11 protein-coding genes are annotated in these 15,344 nt (G+C 44.2%); 7 read left to right on the forward strand and 4 right to left on the reverse strand.

Annotation, left to right across the window (positions count from 1 at the left end; genetic code table 11):
• Positions 1-253: 253 nt before the first annotated feature.
• From QNH15_RS08320 to QNH15_RS08330, 3 genes are all read left to right on the forward strand, one after another.
• Entirely contained in the window at positions 254-835 is a 582-nt protein-coding gene (locus QNH15_RS08320; protein WP_061968417.1) for a helix-turn-helix domain-containing protein, read from the forward strand.
• A complete protein-coding gene (locus QNH15_RS08325) occupies positions 816-1,229 on the forward strand; it encodes a MerR family transcriptional regulator (protein WP_283893997.1) in 414 nt (137 codons plus the stop codon). The genes QNH15_RS08320 and QNH15_RS08325 overlap by 20 nt, the downstream gene beginning before the upstream one ends.
• 162 nt (positions 1,230-1,391) lie before the next feature.
• A complete protein-coding gene (locus QNH15_RS08330; protein ID WP_283893998.1) occupies positions 1,392-2,735 on the forward strand; it encodes a glucoamylase family protein in 1,344 nt (447 codons plus the stop codon).
• Between the two features lie 45 nt (positions 2,736-2,780).
• On the opposite strand, the gene QNH15_RS08335 is transcribed toward QNH15_RS08330, so the two are convergent.
• The 3 genes from QNH15_RS08335 to QNH15_RS08345 all read right to left on the reverse strand — a co-directional run bounded on the left by QNH15_RS08335 (position 2,781) and on the right by QNH15_RS08345 (position 5,891).
• On the reverse strand, positions 2,781-3,653 hold the full coding sequence (locus QNH15_RS08335) for a carbohydrate ABC transporter permease (protein WP_425590024.1): 873 nt from the start codon (positions 3,651-3,653) through the stop codon (positions 2,781-2,783).
• 10 nt (positions 3,654-3,663) lie between these two features.
• Entirely contained in the window at positions 3,664-4,548 is an 885-nt protein-coding gene (locus tag QNH15_RS08340; protein ID WP_425590340.1) for a carbohydrate ABC transporter permease, read from the reverse strand.
• Between the two features lie 83 nt (positions 4,549-4,631).
• Positions 4,632-5,891, reverse strand: a complete 1,260-nt coding sequence (locus QNH15_RS08345) for a sugar ABC transporter substrate-binding protein (protein ID WP_283894000.1) — start codon at positions 5,889-5,891, stop codon at positions 4,632-4,634.
• A 397-nt stretch (positions 5,892-6,288) separates the two neighbouring features.
• On the opposite strand from QNH15_RS08345, the gene QNH15_RS08350 reads away from it, so the two are divergent.
• The 4 genes from QNH15_RS08350 to QNH15_RS08365 all read left to right on the forward strand — a co-directional run bounded on the left by QNH15_RS08350 (position 6,289) and on the right by QNH15_RS08365 (position 14,374).
• Positions 6,289-8,448, forward strand: coding sequence for a glycoside hydrolase family 3 N-terminal domain-containing protein (locus tag QNH15_RS08350; protein WP_283894002.1), 2,160 nt, complete (start codon positions 6,289-6,291; stop codon positions 8,446-8,448).
• A gap of 27 nt (positions 8,449-8,475) precedes the next feature.
• Positions 8,476-11,823 carry a GH36-type glycosyl hydrolase domain-containing protein gene (locus QNH15_RS08355; protein WP_283894004.1) on the forward strand — a complete coding sequence of 1,116 codons (3,348 nt, stop codon included), beginning with the start codon at positions 8,476-8,478 and terminating at the stop codon, positions 11,821-11,823.
• Between the two features lie 96 nt (positions 11,824-11,919).
• On the forward strand, positions 11,920-12,882 hold the full coding sequence (locus QNH15_RS08360; RefSeq protein WP_283894005.1) for a LacI family DNA-binding transcriptional regulator: 963 nt from the start codon (positions 11,920-11,922) through the stop codon (positions 12,880-12,882).
• 142 nt (positions 12,883-13,024) lie between these two features.
• Positions 13,025-14,374 (forward strand): IS1182 family transposase, encoded by a 1,350-nt coding sequence (locus QNH15_RS08365; RefSeq protein WP_283889030.1) that lies wholly within the window; start codon positions 13,025-13,027, stop codon positions 14,372-14,374.
• A gap of 135 nt (positions 14,375-14,509) precedes the next feature.
• On the opposite strand, the gene QNH15_RS08370 is transcribed toward QNH15_RS08365, so the two are convergent.
• Entirely contained in the window at positions 14,510-15,016 is a 507-nt protein-coding gene (locus QNH15_RS08370) for a glycosyltransferase (protein ID WP_430667134.1), read from the reverse strand.
• Between the last annotated feature and the right edge of the window lie 328 nt (positions 15,017-15,344).

A 15,344-nucleotide genomic window follows, 5' to 3' on the forward strand; every position in this document is an offset into this window, starting at 1 on the left:
TAAGGAAAAAATACCTACTGTGGCTAAACGCCACATCAATTTTTAAGGGTTTTATACATACGTTGAAGAAATATAAAGATAAGAAAAATAAGCGGAAACCTTTACTATGAAACCTTTATTAAGGGTAGATTTAGATATTACATATTATTAACTAATTTTCTAGTAAAAAATATCTAATAGTGGCTAAAAGCCACGTCAAGTGTGTAGAGGTTTTGCGTAAGATGGAATTAATACTAGATTAGATGGTGAGCAAATGAGAAAATGGTTAGTGAATTTGCGGAAAGAAAAGAACATGACACAGGCACAGGTGGCCGCAGCGGCTTTTATTGACAGAGGGTATTATGCTCAGATCGAAACGATGAAACGACACCCGAGCCCCGAGGTTGCGCTTAAAATTTCCAAGGTACTGGGCTTTAATCCTGCAAATTTTTATTCCGAACACTTTAGTGAGCCCTTTAATATCACATTGGAAGATTCACCGGTAACAGTGGCTCAGTGCGATCTGGATTTACGGTATACGTGGATTTTTAATCCGCCGCCTGATTTTGCGCCATTTTCGGCAATTGGAAAACGTGACGATGAATTGGGTTACCATCCCGGCTCCATGGAGTTTATGGAATTAAAACGACAGGTGATCCAAACAAAGGCTCCTTTGAGAAAGACCATTCCCTATTCGTTATCAGACGGGCTTCATACGTATGATATATTCGGCAAGCCTTTGTTTGATTCAAAAGGGAACATTGTAGGGGCAGCCATGATTTGTACGGATCTGACCCAAATCTTAAAGGATAATGACAGAGATAGGGGAGAGGCAAATGAGAAGGTTGAAAATTGATGAAGTGGCTCAGTTGACAGGTCTTACAAAACGAACCATCCGTTATTATGAAGAGATTGGCCTGTTTCGGACACCTGAGCGAAGCCATGGGAAAATACGGCTGTATACCGAAGATGATGTGAAACATATCAAACGGGTGATGGATGCAAAAGAAATCCTCGGTTTTTCCCTTCAGGAACTTCAGCAGTTTTTATCCTTAAAGGAGCGGGTCACTTCTCATAAATTTCATTATCAGAAGGCTTCAGAACAGGAGGATAAAGAACAGGATCTGGCTGAAATGGCTGCAGGCCTGACAGAGCAAGCCTCCATGCTGGAAGAGAAAATGAAAAAAATGCTTGCTTTTCATCAAGAACTGACGGAGCTTATTCAGAAAGTTGATCGACTTTCTTCATAAATGACGAATCAGAAGAATCCGGCGTGAGCCGGATTCTTTTTTGTTATCGGGAAAAAATCTAAGATCGAAAAATGGAACAGAAGCCGGATGTACGGTAAGGGTATCTTTTGTTAAAATTGTGGTGAAACGTTTCGATGAAATCAAATTTGCAAAGGAGATCCCATGAAAAAAATTGCCTTCACTGCTCTTGCCGTAATATTTGCTCTGTTTTGTGCTCTGCCTGTTGGTGATGTTCATGCCTCGGAACAAAGTAAGTCTTCTTTTCTGAAAGAATTGAAAGCGGTTGCAAAGGATACCTACAGCTTCTTTGAAGAGTATACCGATTCTACAACGGGACTGACGAGCGACATTGTCCGATTAAATGATGGAAAAGTGGAAGAAGCAAAGCATACATCGCCAACCAATATTTCCATGTACATGCTCAGTACCATTTCGGCAGAAAAAATGCACATGATTTCAAGGAATGAAGCGGTTCTGCGCCTAAAGACCACACTCCACACCCTTGACCGGCTGAAAAAATGGAATGGCCTGTTCTATAATTGGTACAACACGGATGGAACCTTGAAAACCGATTGGGGCCAATTTATTTCACAAGTGGATAACAGTTGGCTGACCGCCGGGCTTATTACTACCGGACAGGCTTATAAAGAGCTTTATCCTCAAACAAGCAGGCTTGTGAAAAAAATGAATTATTCGACTCTCTATGATCCTGAGGTCGGACAGTTCAGGGGAGGATATGACGTAGTGACCGGAAAGTTAACGGATCACCACTACGGAATGTTTTACACAGAACCGCGGCTGGGAAGCTATATCGCTATTGGCAAGGGAGATGTGCCGAGTGACCATTGGTGGAAAATGTACCGCACACTTCCTAAGGAATGGGACTGGCAATCACAAATTCCTGAAGGGCCGACTGTCCAATATGATGGGGTTCCTGTATATGAGGGCCATTACGAATACAAGGGAATAAAATATGTACCAAGCTGGGGCGGCAGTATGTTTGAAGGCCTGATGCCCGGACTGGTACTAAATGAAAAGAAATACAGCAAAAACGCACTTGGCTTGAACAATGCACGGCATGTACAGCTTCAACTTGCATTTGCCAAAGAAAAAGGATACCCGGTTTGGGGGTTTTCGCCATCGGCCACTCCGGATGGCTATAGTGAGTTTGCGGCAACACCGCTTGGAACATCAGGATATAAGGATGATGGCACAGTGACGGCGCACGCGTCCTTTTTAGCACTGGATTATGCTCCTGATGCAGTAGAGAAAAATATACATGAACTTCGGAAAATGAGGGCATATGGCAAGCATGGCTTCTTTGATTCATTAAACGTGAAGAGCGGGGAAGTCGCTAAAGCGTATTTGGCGCTTGATCAGGGGATGATCATGGTTTCCATTGCCAACCATGTCAAACACGATGTGATCCGTAATTATTTTCATAGCGACCCGATCGCCAGGAAACCAGTTGATCTGCTCAAAAGAGAAGTCTTTTCCATAAAGTAATAACGATTAAAGCGCAAACCACGTAAGGTTTGCGCTTTTTTAATATTATTTCATTCCCGAGATGGTGTAGCCCTCGATAATGTGCTTTTGGAACAGCATGAAAATGATAACGATAGGAACGACCATAAACGTTGAACCTGCCATCTGAAGGGCGAAGTTTCCGCCATACTGTCCTTTGAGCAAGGAGAGCCCGACAGACAGGGTATACAGGTTTTCGTCGTTGGCAATGATCAATGGCCATAAAAAGCTGTTCCAGCCAGCAATGAAGGTAAGAATGCCCTGAACCGCCAAAATCGGTTTGGAAATCGGAAGAATGATTTGAAGAAACAGCCTGAATTCACTTGCTCCATCAAGCCTCGCTGCTTCGAGAAGCTCATCAGGGATGGTCGACATGAACTGGCGGAACAAGAAGATGCTGAACGCTCCAACCAAACCGGGAAGTACAATCCCTGCCATAGTGTTGGTCAGGTGAAGCTGGTTTAAGATCAAATAAACAGGAATCATGGTCACCTGTCCAGGGATCATCATCGTGGCCAAAACAAGATAAAATAATTTTTCTCTGCCTTTAAATTTATATTTGGCAAAGGCGTAACCGGCCATGGCATTTAAAAACAAGCCGACGAAGGAACAAAGCACCACGATAATGGTGTTGCGCAGGTAAATGGTAAAATTCATGTTTTCGAACAGGTTAACAAAGTTCTCTAGCGTAAATTCCTTTGGCAGGAAGGTTGGAGGAATCTGCATGACTTCCATTTCTGGTTTAAATGCAGAAAGGATCATCCAGATAAAAGGGATCGAAATAAGAAATCCACCGAGGGCGAGAATAATTCCGGTAACCCATTGCTGTACCTTATTTGCTCTGCGTGCTTTTGCTGATGATTTCCTTTGCGGGCTTGCCTTTACAGAATTTAGCTTCATGGTTTCCATATTAATAGTCCACCTCTTTTTTCTGCAATCGGAACTGAAGCAACGTTATGACGATAATGGCGATAAACAGGACGAACGATCCTGCTGCAGCATATCCGAAATTGCTGAGCTGAAAGCCGTTTCGATAGATGAATAAAGCGACGGATGTGGTGCTGTCTAACGGACCGCCCTTGGTCATAACAAGGGGTTCCTCGAAGAATTGAAGCCAACCGATCATCGTCGTGATGGAAACGAAAAAGATGGCATAGCGCAGGAGCGGAATCGTAATTTTCGTCAGCTGTTTCCAGTTGGTTGCCCCATCCAGCTGTGCGGCTTCATAATAGGTTTTCGGGATGCCTTGCAGAGCGGCCAAAAAGATAATCATGTTCACTCCGATGCCTCTCCAAACGGCGAGTGCGATTAATGAAACCTTGGACATGGTTGGATCGGTCAGCCATGGAACGGAAGGCAGGTGAAGAAAATTCAGCACGTAATTAAACAATCCAAGCTGTGGATTGTAAAGATAGCTCCAGACCACGGCCACAGCCACGACGTTTGTAATGGAAGGCATATAAAAGATGACACGAAAGGCTCTGAAGATCCGCGCCTTACCGAAATTAATCAAAAGCGCGATAGCCAATGAACAAATGATGACCAAAGGGACGCCAATAATGACGTAAAACAGGGTATTAAACAGGGATTTCATGAAAATAGGATCTTTAAAAACCTCGAGGTAATTTTCAAGGCCGACAAAGCGAATGCTTGACCAGTCCCCAAGGCTTTCAAGGCTGATATCGGTAAAACTGATGACAAGAGCCACCACAATGGGGAATAGAGAAAACAAACCTAAAAGAAGCAGGGCCGGTGCAATGAAAAAATATGGTGTTTTTGTATTCAGAGCTTTCATTATGAGCTCCTTTCTTTACAAGGTTTCTATGATAGTAAAGGGATAACTAGCAGAAGCTTCTGCTAGTTATCTTGTTTGAGAGTTTATTTATTTAGTATTTCTTCTGACTTTTTGTTAAAGGCGTCCATTTCCTTTTTGGCGGTTGTTTTGCCTCGATAGATTTTTTCAAAAGAGCTCAAGTAAGCCTGAGCGATTGGCTCCCATTGCTTGATAACAGGCATTGGCTTTGAATCCCTCATCTGTTCACCAAATGTGGTATAGAATTTATCTTCCATCAATGACTTGTCTTCCCAGGCTTTTTTCGCAGCAGGCAGGGAATTCGTCATCTTCATCCACTTAAGCTGGGTTTCTGGTTTGCTCATGAAGGAAAGGAATTTCAGTGATGCATCCTTTTGCTTCGTATACTTGAAGACAGACAGGTTGGATCCTCCGAGTGATGACAGGTTATTTTCTTTTTTAGGGAGAACGGCAGTGGCCCATTTTCCTTTAAGATCAGGCGCCTGGTCATTAATCAGCTTTACCATCCACGGTCCGCTGATGAACATTGGCAATATTCCATCGCCCCGGAAGCCTTGCACGATATCAAGACCAGAATCTTTTGGTGCCGAACCGTTTTTAAAGAAACTGTTTAAATAGTCCACTGCTTCTACAAATTTCGGATCATTAAAATGCGGCTTACCCTGACTGTCCAATAATTCAGCTCCGTTTTGGCGGGCAAACATGAAGCCTAAGCTTTGTTCCTTCGTATCGAGGCTGATGCCATACTTATTATCTCCACGTTCCGCAAGTTTTTTCGCAGCTGCACTAAGTTCTTCCCACGTCTTTGGAGCCTCATTAAAACCGGCCTTCTTTAACAGGTCAGTACGGTAAAATAGAACACGTGTATCTATGTACCAGGGAACGCCAACTGTTTCATCTTTGTATTTTGTTGTTTCCACAGAACCATCATAGAAGTTTGCCGGGTCAAGCTCAGGATACTTTTTCACATACGGTTTTAAGTCCAACAGTGCATTGGCTGAACCAAACTCTGGAATCCATGTGGTTCCCATTTGCACAACATCCGGTCCTTTTTTCGCTGCAACTGCTGTCAAAAGCTTATCATGGGCGGTTTCCCAAGGAATCGCCTGAACCTTTACATCGATCTTGGGATTTTCCTTTTCAAATGCTTCGGCAATCTTCGGCAAGGACTTGGCTTCTTCACCCATTCCCCATACATTAATGACGGTTTTGCCGCTGCTGGATGAACCGGACGAACAGCCTGTAAGTGCTCCGGTCAGTAACAGGGTGCCGGTCAATGAACCAACAATCAGCTTTTTGTTTAGTTTCGGTAACCAGTTTTTCATATTTTTGTTCCCCCTATATGGTTGTTTTTTTACATAAAGCTCATAAATACCTTTTTGAAAAAGTTAACAAAAGAGTGAAACGTTTCTATAAATGGTAAAAAAATATATTCACTTTTTTGAGCCAAATTATTGAAACGTTTCGACAGAGCTATTATAATCCAATATGTAATCGTTTACAACAACAAATTTTATTTTTCGATTTAAAGAAAATAAAAATTCAAATTATTTAGTTTGGGCTATGCCTTATGGGGCAAGGGATTGAGCGATTCCATATGGTGAAACGTTTCAATTGGGTTATTGACGCTGATTCTCAACAACCGCTATAATCCACTAGGAATGAGTATCGAAACGTTTCTATCATAGAATTTCAATATATAGAGGTCAGGGAGGAACAAGGATGGCAGATCACTTGTTGCATTCAATTCTGGAACAAATGACATTAGAGGAAAAGATCGCACAGCTTATGCAGCTGGCTACTCCTTTTTTTGAAGGAGCAGAAGAACAGGGAGAAATTACAGGCCCTATGGCAGAAATGGGGATTACAGAAGAAATTGTTAGAAACAGCGGGTCAGTTCTTGGGGCATCTGGCGCAAAAGAGGTCAGGAACATCCAGGAAGCTTATCTGAAGCACAACCGTCTCGGAATACCACTCCTGATCATGGCAGACATTGTACACGGGTTTAAGACGATCTTCCCTGTTCCACTTGGAATCGGTTGTTCATGGGACATGGAACTGGCGGAAAAAAGTGCTGAAATCGCCGCAAAAGAGGCCTCAGTTTCAGGTGTCCATGTAACGTTTGCACCGATGGTTGACCTTGTCCGCGACCCAAGATGGGGCAGAGTGATGGAATCAACGGGTGAAGACCCTTTCTTAAACAGTGAATTTGCAAGGGCCTTTGTAAGAGGCTTTCAAGGAAGAAATCTCTCGGAAGACACTGACCGTGTTGCAGCGTGTGTAAAACATTTCGCCGCTTATGGAGCAGCTGAAGGAGGGCGTGACTATAATACGGTGGACATGTCCGAACGCCAGCTTCGTGAAACGTATTTTCCAGCTTATAAGGCGGCATTGGATGAAGGCTGTGAAATGGTCATGACGGCGTTTAATACAGTGGACGGAATTCCGGCATCGGGGAATAAAAAACTGATGCGGGATATTTTACGAGATGAATGGGGATTTGAAGGAATTCTCATCTCCGACTGGGGAGCGGTTAAAGAATTGATCCCTCATGGTGTTGCGTCCGGTGAGAAGGAAGCTGCAGAGAAAGCATTGAAGGCTGGTGTCGACATTGAAATGATGACAACGTGCTATGTACATCATCTGAAGGAACTGGTGGAAAGCGGAAGTGTTTCAGAAGATTATATCGATGAAGCTGTACTTCGAATCTTAACGCTAAAAAAGAAGCTCGGCCTTTTTGAGCATCCGCATCGGGGAGCCGATGAAAAACGGGAACAAGAATTAATCATGAGTGAGGAACACCGTGATGCGGCAAGACGGCTTGCTGCCAAGTCGTGCGTCTTATTAAAGAACGACAATATTCTTCCACTGCATGCGGACAAAAAAGTCGCTTTGATCGGTCCGTTTGCAAAACACGGAGATATTCTTGGTCCGTGGGCATGGAAAGGATCAAGAGAAAAAGCGGTACAGCTTTATGAAGGAATGGTAAAGAGAGCAGGCTCCTTATCTGTAGCCAAAGGGTGTGATGTTGCAACAGGTACTGAAGAAGAACTGGAGGAAGCTCTTGCGGTGGCGGCGGAAGCTGATATTGTGATCCTCGCCCTCGGGGAAAGTTCCGAGATGAGCGGAGAGGCTGGAAGCAGAAGTGATATCAGACTGCCGGAGATTCAAAGGAAACTCCTTTCAGCGATCAGCAAACTAGATAAGCCGACCGTAGCCGTCCTGTTTAATGGACGTCCGCTGGATTTGACGGAAGTATCTCAGCAAGCCGATGCGATCCTCGAAGCCTGGTTCCCTGGAACGGAGGGCGGCCATGCCATAACTGATCTGTTGTACGGAATTGAAAACCCGTCAGGAAAGCTGACCATGTCATTCCCGCACTCTGTCGGACAGGTGCCAGTGTATTACAACTGTTTTAATACCGGCCGGCCACAGGGAGCACCGGATGCCCAGGAACGCTATGTTTCACAATACCTCGATATACCAAATGAAGCGCTCTATCCATTTGGATACGGGCTCAGTTACTCTTCTTTTACATATGATGAACCTGTCCTGTCGGGCACTAAGTTTAAAGTTGGAGAGACCATCAATGTTACGGTGCGGATACACAATACAAGTGAGCGTGAAGGTGAGGAAACTGTGCAGCTTTACGTGAGAGACCTTTCAGGTGAGGTGGTTCGGCCACTGAAAGAACTGAAAGATTTCGCAAAGCTCACATTTAAACCCCATGAAACGAAGGAAGTTACCTTTACACTGAAAGAAGAACAGCTTCGATATCATCATTCTGATTTGCAGTTTACGAGCGATCCCGGTGAGTTTATCGTTTATGTCGGCCCGAACAGTGCCGAACTGAGAGAACAGCCTTTTAAGCTAGTCAAATAACTTTAGAAGATTTGAGGGGAAGTCGTCATGACCACCAAAAGAAAGTCTACTTTTAAGATCCAGGCAGGAAACACTACTTTTACCTTTTTAAACAGCGGTGACTTGTTCGAAGCAGCCAACCAGGGGATTCTGATTAACCAATGGCAGTCAAACCCCATTGACGGAGGATTGAACAACCTTTATTTACGGATTCACAAAACGGAAGGGATAAGCGCTTTTCCTCTGCTTGGCAGCCTGTCAAAGAGCAGGGTAAAGCATTCGGACTCTCAGGTGATCTGGGAGGGAACAGCAGACGGTATAGCCTACACCGTTACATTTTCTCTGACAGACAAAGGCATTTGGTTTTGGGAAGTTGAAGCAGAAGGCGAAGCGGCTGAGATTGACGTGATCTATGCACAGGATATTGGTCTTGCCGATAAAGGTGCTGTCCGGACAAACGAAGCGTATGTTTCTCAATATGTGGATCACAGTGTATATGAGGACGAGGAAAAAGGGTTTGTTGTATGCTCCCGGCAAAACCAGCCCAGTTCATCAGGATTTCCTTATGTGCAGCAAGGTTCATTAACAAAAACATCCGGCTATTCCACAGACGGCTTTCAATTCTTCGGCCTATCCTATAAGGAGACCAATGAGCCTGAGGCGTTAAAAAGAGAAGGGCTGGCAAATGAAAACTATCAATATGAATTTGGGTACACAGCGCTCCAATCGGAACGAGTGCCACTCTCAGGAAAAGAACGTTTTGTTTTTTACGGGCTTTTTAAAGAGAATCACGAAAACGCGGTAACACAGCTGGAGTACATGGAAGAAATCGAAGACGCCTGGAGGAATGTTCAATCGCTTTCCTTACCAAGCTTCGATGTGGCTGGTGTTTCTGAACCGTCAACAGCGTTTGGCCTGCCGCTGCAAACCTTGCCGATGAGTGCTGCCGATATAGACGAACTCTATCCTGAGCGGCAGATGGAAGAATACGAGGGGGACCAGCTGCTTTCTTTCTTTACGAAAACGCATGAACATGTCGTGCTTAAAGAAAAAGAGATGATGGTAGAACGCCCGCACGGCCATATTCTTGTTTCAGGAAACAACGTGGGGATTACAGAAGAAGTGATCACCTCCACTTCTTATATCTATGGAGTATTTAATTCACATATTGTAAAAGGCAACACGTCTTTCAATAAAATGATGACAAATACAAGAAATCCATTGAATGTGATGAAAACATCCGGTCAGCGGATTTATGTGGAACGAAATGGAGAATTCCAGCTGCTCACAATGCCGTCCCTTTTCGAAATTGGGTTCAACTATGTGCGCTGGTATTACAAAACAGACAATGATACGCTGAAGATTACGAACTATACAACTGTTTCTTCCCCGGAAATCAACTTGGAAGTGCAGTCATTGAGTGGAGAGGCTTACCGATATCTTGTTACCAACCAAATTTCCATGAACAATAATGAATATGAAGTGGATTACAGTATGGAAATAAACGGGAATGTTCTTACGTTTAGGGCGGGAAGCGAAGCTGACAGCGCAAACGTTTATCCTGGCCTGAGATATGATCTGCAGGTCACGGGGACTGATTTTTCAGTGAGAGATGAACAGGTGTTTGGAGATGAGTTTGAGCCCGGATGCAGTTCCCTGGTCGTACTGGAGCTTCAGAAGGCAGCGAACTGGAAGCTATCTGTTCAGGGACAGCTTCATGGCGGAGAACCGGTGTTTGAAAAACGAGATATAGATGAAGAGATTCAAGCTTTCCGGGAATTTTATAAATCCATTACCAATGGCTTTCACTTGAGTCTACCAGGGAATGACAGCGAAGAGATCCAAAAGGTCAACTCCATCTCCTGGTGGTACACGCACAATATGCTCGTCCATTATTCTGTACCGCACGGTTTGGAACAGTATGGCGGAGCGGCGTGGGGAACTCGGGATGTCTGCCAGGGACCTGCTGAATATTTCCTGGCGACACATAACCATGAAGCGGTTCGGGAAATTATTCAAACGGTTTATTCACATCAGTATGAAAGCACAGGCAACTGGCCTCAATGGTTTATGTTCGACCGCTATTCACATATTCAGCAACACGAAAGCCATGGCGATATTATTGTCTGGCCGCTGAAAGCCCTCAGTGATTATTTAAAGGCCACCAACGATTTTGGACTGCTTGAAGATTTGGTCCCGTATACAACAGAGAACGGTGATTTTACAGAGACGGCGGTTCCGCTTTATGATCATGTGAAAAAGCAATTGGCCTATATCAAGGATCATTTTCTGCATGGAACGTTCCTGTCTTCGTACGGAGATGGCGACTGGGATGATACACTGCAACCTGCCAATGCACAGTTGAAACAATACATGGTGAGCAGTTGGACGGTTTCTCTTACCTACCAGGTTCTTTCGCAATTCTCTTCCCAGCTTCGTTCTGTCAATGAGGAAGAGGCTGCCTTCCTGGAAAGCATGGCTGAAGGAATTAAACAGGACTTTAATACGCATATCCTTTCTGCTGGCACCATCCCTGGATTCCTGTACATGGAAGAACCGGGAAAAGTGGAATGGATGCTGCATCCGACGGATGAAAAGACAGGTATTCAATATCGTCTTCTACCAATGACGCGCAGCATGATCAGCGAATTGCTGAGTCCCGAGCAGGCTGCCCATCATTATGAGTTGATTGAAGGCAACATGCTCTGCCCGGATGGAGTGAGGCTGATGAATCGTCCTGCCCACTATGCAGGCGGTGTGAGTACCCGGTTTAAACGGGCCGAGCAGGCCGCGAACTTCGGCAGAGAAATAGGGTTACAGTATGTGCATGCCCACATTCGCTTTGTGGAAGCCATGGCGAAGCTTGGCAAATCGGAGCATACATGGGATGGTCTGGCAACGATCAACCCGATTACGATTCAGCAAGTCGTCCCAAATGCAGAAAGACGGCAAAGCAATGCCTATTTCAGCAGCTCGGACGGTAAATTTAATACACGTTATGAGGCTCAGGAACGGTTTAATGAATTGAAAGATGGCTCCGTTCCCGTCAAAGGCGGATGGAGAATCTATTCAAGCGGCCCGGGAATTTTTATGAACCAGCTTATTTCCAATTGCCTCGGCATCAGGCTGGAAGATCGCGCGCTTATTATTGATCCGGTGTTGCCTGACAAGCTGGATGGTTTGGTCTTTGACTATCATGTCAATGGTCTTCCTGTCTCCTTCCGTTATGATTTAAGCGGAAGACAAAAGAGCGGTATTAGGATTAACGGAAAGGAAGCGAGGGCAGAAGTCCTTTCCAACCGTTACCGTACAGGTGGTTTTAGAATCAGTCTTGACGAATTCAATGCGGCTTGCGATTCAGCCAAAGAAATCAATATTATTGAGATCAGAAAATAAGGGGCATCAGTGCCCTTCAATGACAAAAATGACCATAGCTGTGAGAACATTGTATAATAGAGATAACGTTTTCACGACAGATTGGAGTGTGCCCGGGTGGTCAGTATTAAAGATATTGCGAAACAAGCTGGCGTTTCCATTTCCACGGTTTCGTATGCGTTAAATGGAAGCCAGAAAGTAACACAAGAAACTACAGCGAAAATTTTAGCCATTGCAAAAGAATTGAATTATATCCCCAATGCAGCGGCACGGACACTGAAGAAACGGGAAACCAAGATTGCAGGGGTATATTTAACCAATTACAGCGGTGCTTTTTATGGTGAACTTCAGCAAGGCATGCTAGATCAGCTTGCTCATCATGGCTATGAATTGATTGTTTGCAGCGGAAAGGAATCCCACCGGTTTCTCCCTGAAGGTATGATCGACGGGGCTATTATTCTCGATGCCCATTTTTCTAACAAGGAATTGCTCAGTTACGCAGACCGTGGACATAAACTTGTTGTCCTTGACCGCGAGCTGCAGCATGAAAATATCACCCAGGTGCTGTTGGATAATAAGACAGGAGCAAAGCTGGCGGTTGATCATGCGGCGGAACTTGGCCATAGGAAGCTTTATATCGTGACAGGTCCGAATGGTTCCTTTGATTCCAGCCAGCGTCTTCAGCAGGCTTTGCTGACGGCTGAAAAGAACGGGATGGAGTGTACGGTGATTCAGGGGGACTTTAACAAAGCTTCAGGAGAACAAGCGGGTAGAAAAATTATGGACGAGTATTCCGGACCAGTTGCGGCATTTTGCCTTAATGACGAGATGGCCATCGGCATGTACAATGCCTTATCCGGCACCACCTGCAACGTTGGAGAGCATGTTCATATTATGGGCTTTGATAACATTGAAGTTGCGCAGTATACCCATCCGCGCCTTACCACAATTGATTATTCCAAACGTGAATGGGGAGCAGCAGGGGCTGAACAGCTGATCAAACTGATTAAAAAGGAATCATCTTCACATAAAAAAGTTGGGGTCACATTGTCAGAAGGAGAATCCCTCTGCCGGCTTTAATGGGAAAAGGAAGGTACAAGGAGTACCTTCCCAGGCTGTCGAGAAACTCTCGACAGTCTATTTTTTTATCCATCAACTTTATTTATTCACCGCGTTAATTTGTTATAATATAACTAACAAATAAGGATCGGACGGTGTTTGTATGTATAAGCCTAAAAAGGATACTCAGAATGAAGCAGAGTTTGTTTTTATCGAAGATTTGGTTCCTGAAGACCACCTCTTGAGGAAGATTGATCGCTATATCGATTTTTCTTTTATCGGTGAGAAAGTTCGTCCTTATTATTCAGAATCTACAGGACGTCCTTCGGACCCTATTCTGCTTTTCAAGATGATGTTCATCGGCTATTTCTACGGCATTCGCTCAGAACGACAACTTGAACGAGAAGTCAAAACCAATATCGCTTATCGCTGGTTTCTTGGCTTAAAACTGAATGACCCTGTTCCAGATCATTCCACGATCAGTTGGAACCGGCGGACTCGTTTCAAAGATACCCACGTCTTTCAAGAGATCTTTGATGAGATCGTCCTTCAAGCCATGAATCATAAAATGGTGGGAGGAAGAGTCTTATTTTCCGATTCTACCCACCTTAAAGCGAATGCCAATAAACATAAATTCACAAGAGAAGAAGTGGAAGCAGAAACAAGAGGATACATTGAAGAATTAAATCAGGCGGTCGAGGAGGACAGAGAAAAGCACGGAAAAAAGCCCTTAAAAGAGAAAGAGGAGGTGAAAGAAAAGAAGCAAATTCGCAAAAGTACGACTGATCCCGATTGTGGTTTTATGTCGCGAGACCATAAACAAGAAATGTTCTGTTATTTAGATCATAGAACGACCGATATGAAATTCAATATTATCACCGATGCCTATGTCACCCCTGGGAACGTGCATGATTCTGTGCCTTACCTTTCTCGTTTAGACCGCCAAATCGAACGATTTCAATTAGGGGTAGAAGCTGTGGCTTTAGATTCAGGCTATCTCACCACTCCGATTTGTAAGGGACTTTATGACCGGACGATTTTCGGGGTGATCGCCCACCGCAGATACCACCCAACAAAAGGGCTGATGCCGAAATGGAAATTTACATACGATAAAGAACGGGAAGTATATGTTTGTCCCAATGGCCAGGAACTCGTCTACTGCACAACCACAAGGGAAGGATATCAGGAGTATAAATCGGATCCCAAGCTATGCGCAGAATGCCCACTATTAAATGAGTGCACGCGTTCAAAAAACAAACAAAAAGTCGTAACGCGCCATGTCTGGGAAGAACATAAAGAAAAAGTACGCGACAACAGACTGTCGGCTTCTGGAAAGATGCTTTATAAATTTAGAAAAGAAAAGGTGGAGCGAAGCTTCGCAGATTCGAAAGAGCTGCATGGGCTTCGCTATTGCAGGTTGAGGGGATTACAGAATGCGAGTGAGCAGGTGCTTCTCACAGCAGCCTGTCAGAATATGAAAAAGATCGCCACACACCTAGCCAAGCTTGGCTAGGTGTGTGAGGATCTTTTTCTTCAGAGAAATCACACAACAGGGCAGTAATTCTAAACAAATAAAAAAGCTTGTGGAGAAAAAACAGAGCTTTCTCCACAAGCTGGGAAGGTACAAGGAGTACCTTCCTTTTCTGATTTAAAATTGATTGGGGAATTGCTTGACGATTCCTTCGGTAAAGGTGTCGGCCATTTTGATAATATGATCTTCTCCCAAGTCGTAAGCTTTAATATCGGCCTCCCAGTTCTGCTGCTGTCTGGTGATCACCTGATCGGTTAAAATTTTAAGGTGGGTGTATAACAGATCCTTCAACCCGCTTTCTGTCCAGTTTGGATTGGCTGAACTTAAGAAGCGTGCAATGTCATCCGCGTTTTTGTACCATTCTGCGTTGTACTTTTTTGCGTTGGCTTGATTCCCTGTTTTGACGGCATCCACCAGTTTTCCTGCAATGAGGATATGGTCCGTCAGAAGAGAGGCCAGCTTGTTGCCTGCCTTTTCACCATAATAGGGCTTAATTGCATTTCCAAGATCTTTCTGGTTTTGCAGGAGACGTTTCAGCACCAGGTCCTGATCTTTCAGTCCGGCAAGGGCACTGACGATATAGCTTCTTGTCCAGATGGTATGGTCAATCCATAGCTTCCGCAAATCCCCCTGCAGCTTGACGTGTTTCGGACTAAGACATTCCTGCTGGATGCGTTCAGGTGCTTTGGCCTCGGCTTGGATGGGTGAGAGGATTAACAGAGCAGCAAGCAAAGGAACTAACGTGTGAATGATTTCATGATTATACCTCCTTTAGTGTGTATATATATTTATTTTGGGGAATTTCTCCTGTTTTTATGAATGATTATTGAAATTTTGACTATAATTGGATACTATGTAAGTAATTCAATTCGGAAGGGTGAATAAAGGGCGATGAACAACTAATCTTATTCTTTAAAAAATTCGTATCAGTCATTACGTTAATTTTTTTCTG

This window comes from Fictibacillus enclensis, from assembly GCF_030123385.1.
Lineage (GTDB): Bacteria > Bacillota > Bacilli > Bacillales > Fictibacillaceae > Fictibacillus_C > Fictibacillus_C enclensis.

Coding starts and splice junctions, on each gene's coding strand:
- QNH15_RS08320 (WP_061968417.1), top strand. CDS start 254: ATGAGAAAATGGTTAGTGAATTTGCGGAAAGAAAAGAACATGACACAG.
- QNH15_RS08325 (WP_283893997.1), top strand. CDS start 816: ATGAGAAGGTTGAAAATTGATGAAGTGGCTCAGTTGACAGGTCTTACA.
- QNH15_RS08330 (WP_283893998.1), top strand. CDS start 1,392: ATGAAAAAAATTGCCTTCACTGCTCTTGCCGTAATATTTGCTCTGTTT.
- QNH15_RS08335 (WP_425590024.1), bottom strand. CDS start 3,653: ATGAAGCTAAATTCTGTAAAGGCAAGCCCGCAAAGGAAATCATCAGCA.
- QNH15_RS08340 (WP_425590340.1), bottom strand. CDS start 4,548: ATGAAAGCTCTGAATACAAAAACACCATATTTTTTCATTGCACCGGCC.
- QNH15_RS08345 (WP_283894000.1), bottom strand. CDS start 5,891: ATGAAAAACTGGTTACCGAAACTAAACAAAAAGCTGATTGTTGGTTCA.
- QNH15_RS08350 (WP_283894002.1), top strand. CDS start 6,289: ATGGCAGATCACTTGTTGCATTCAATTCTGGAACAAATGACATTAGAG.
- QNH15_RS08355 (WP_283894004.1), top strand. CDS start 8,476: ATGACCACCAAAAGAAAGTCTACTTTTAAGATCCAGGCAGGAAACACT.
- QNH15_RS08365 (WP_283889030.1), top strand. CDS start 13,025: ATGTATAAGCCTAAAAAGGATACTCAGAATGAAGCAGAGTTTGTTTTT.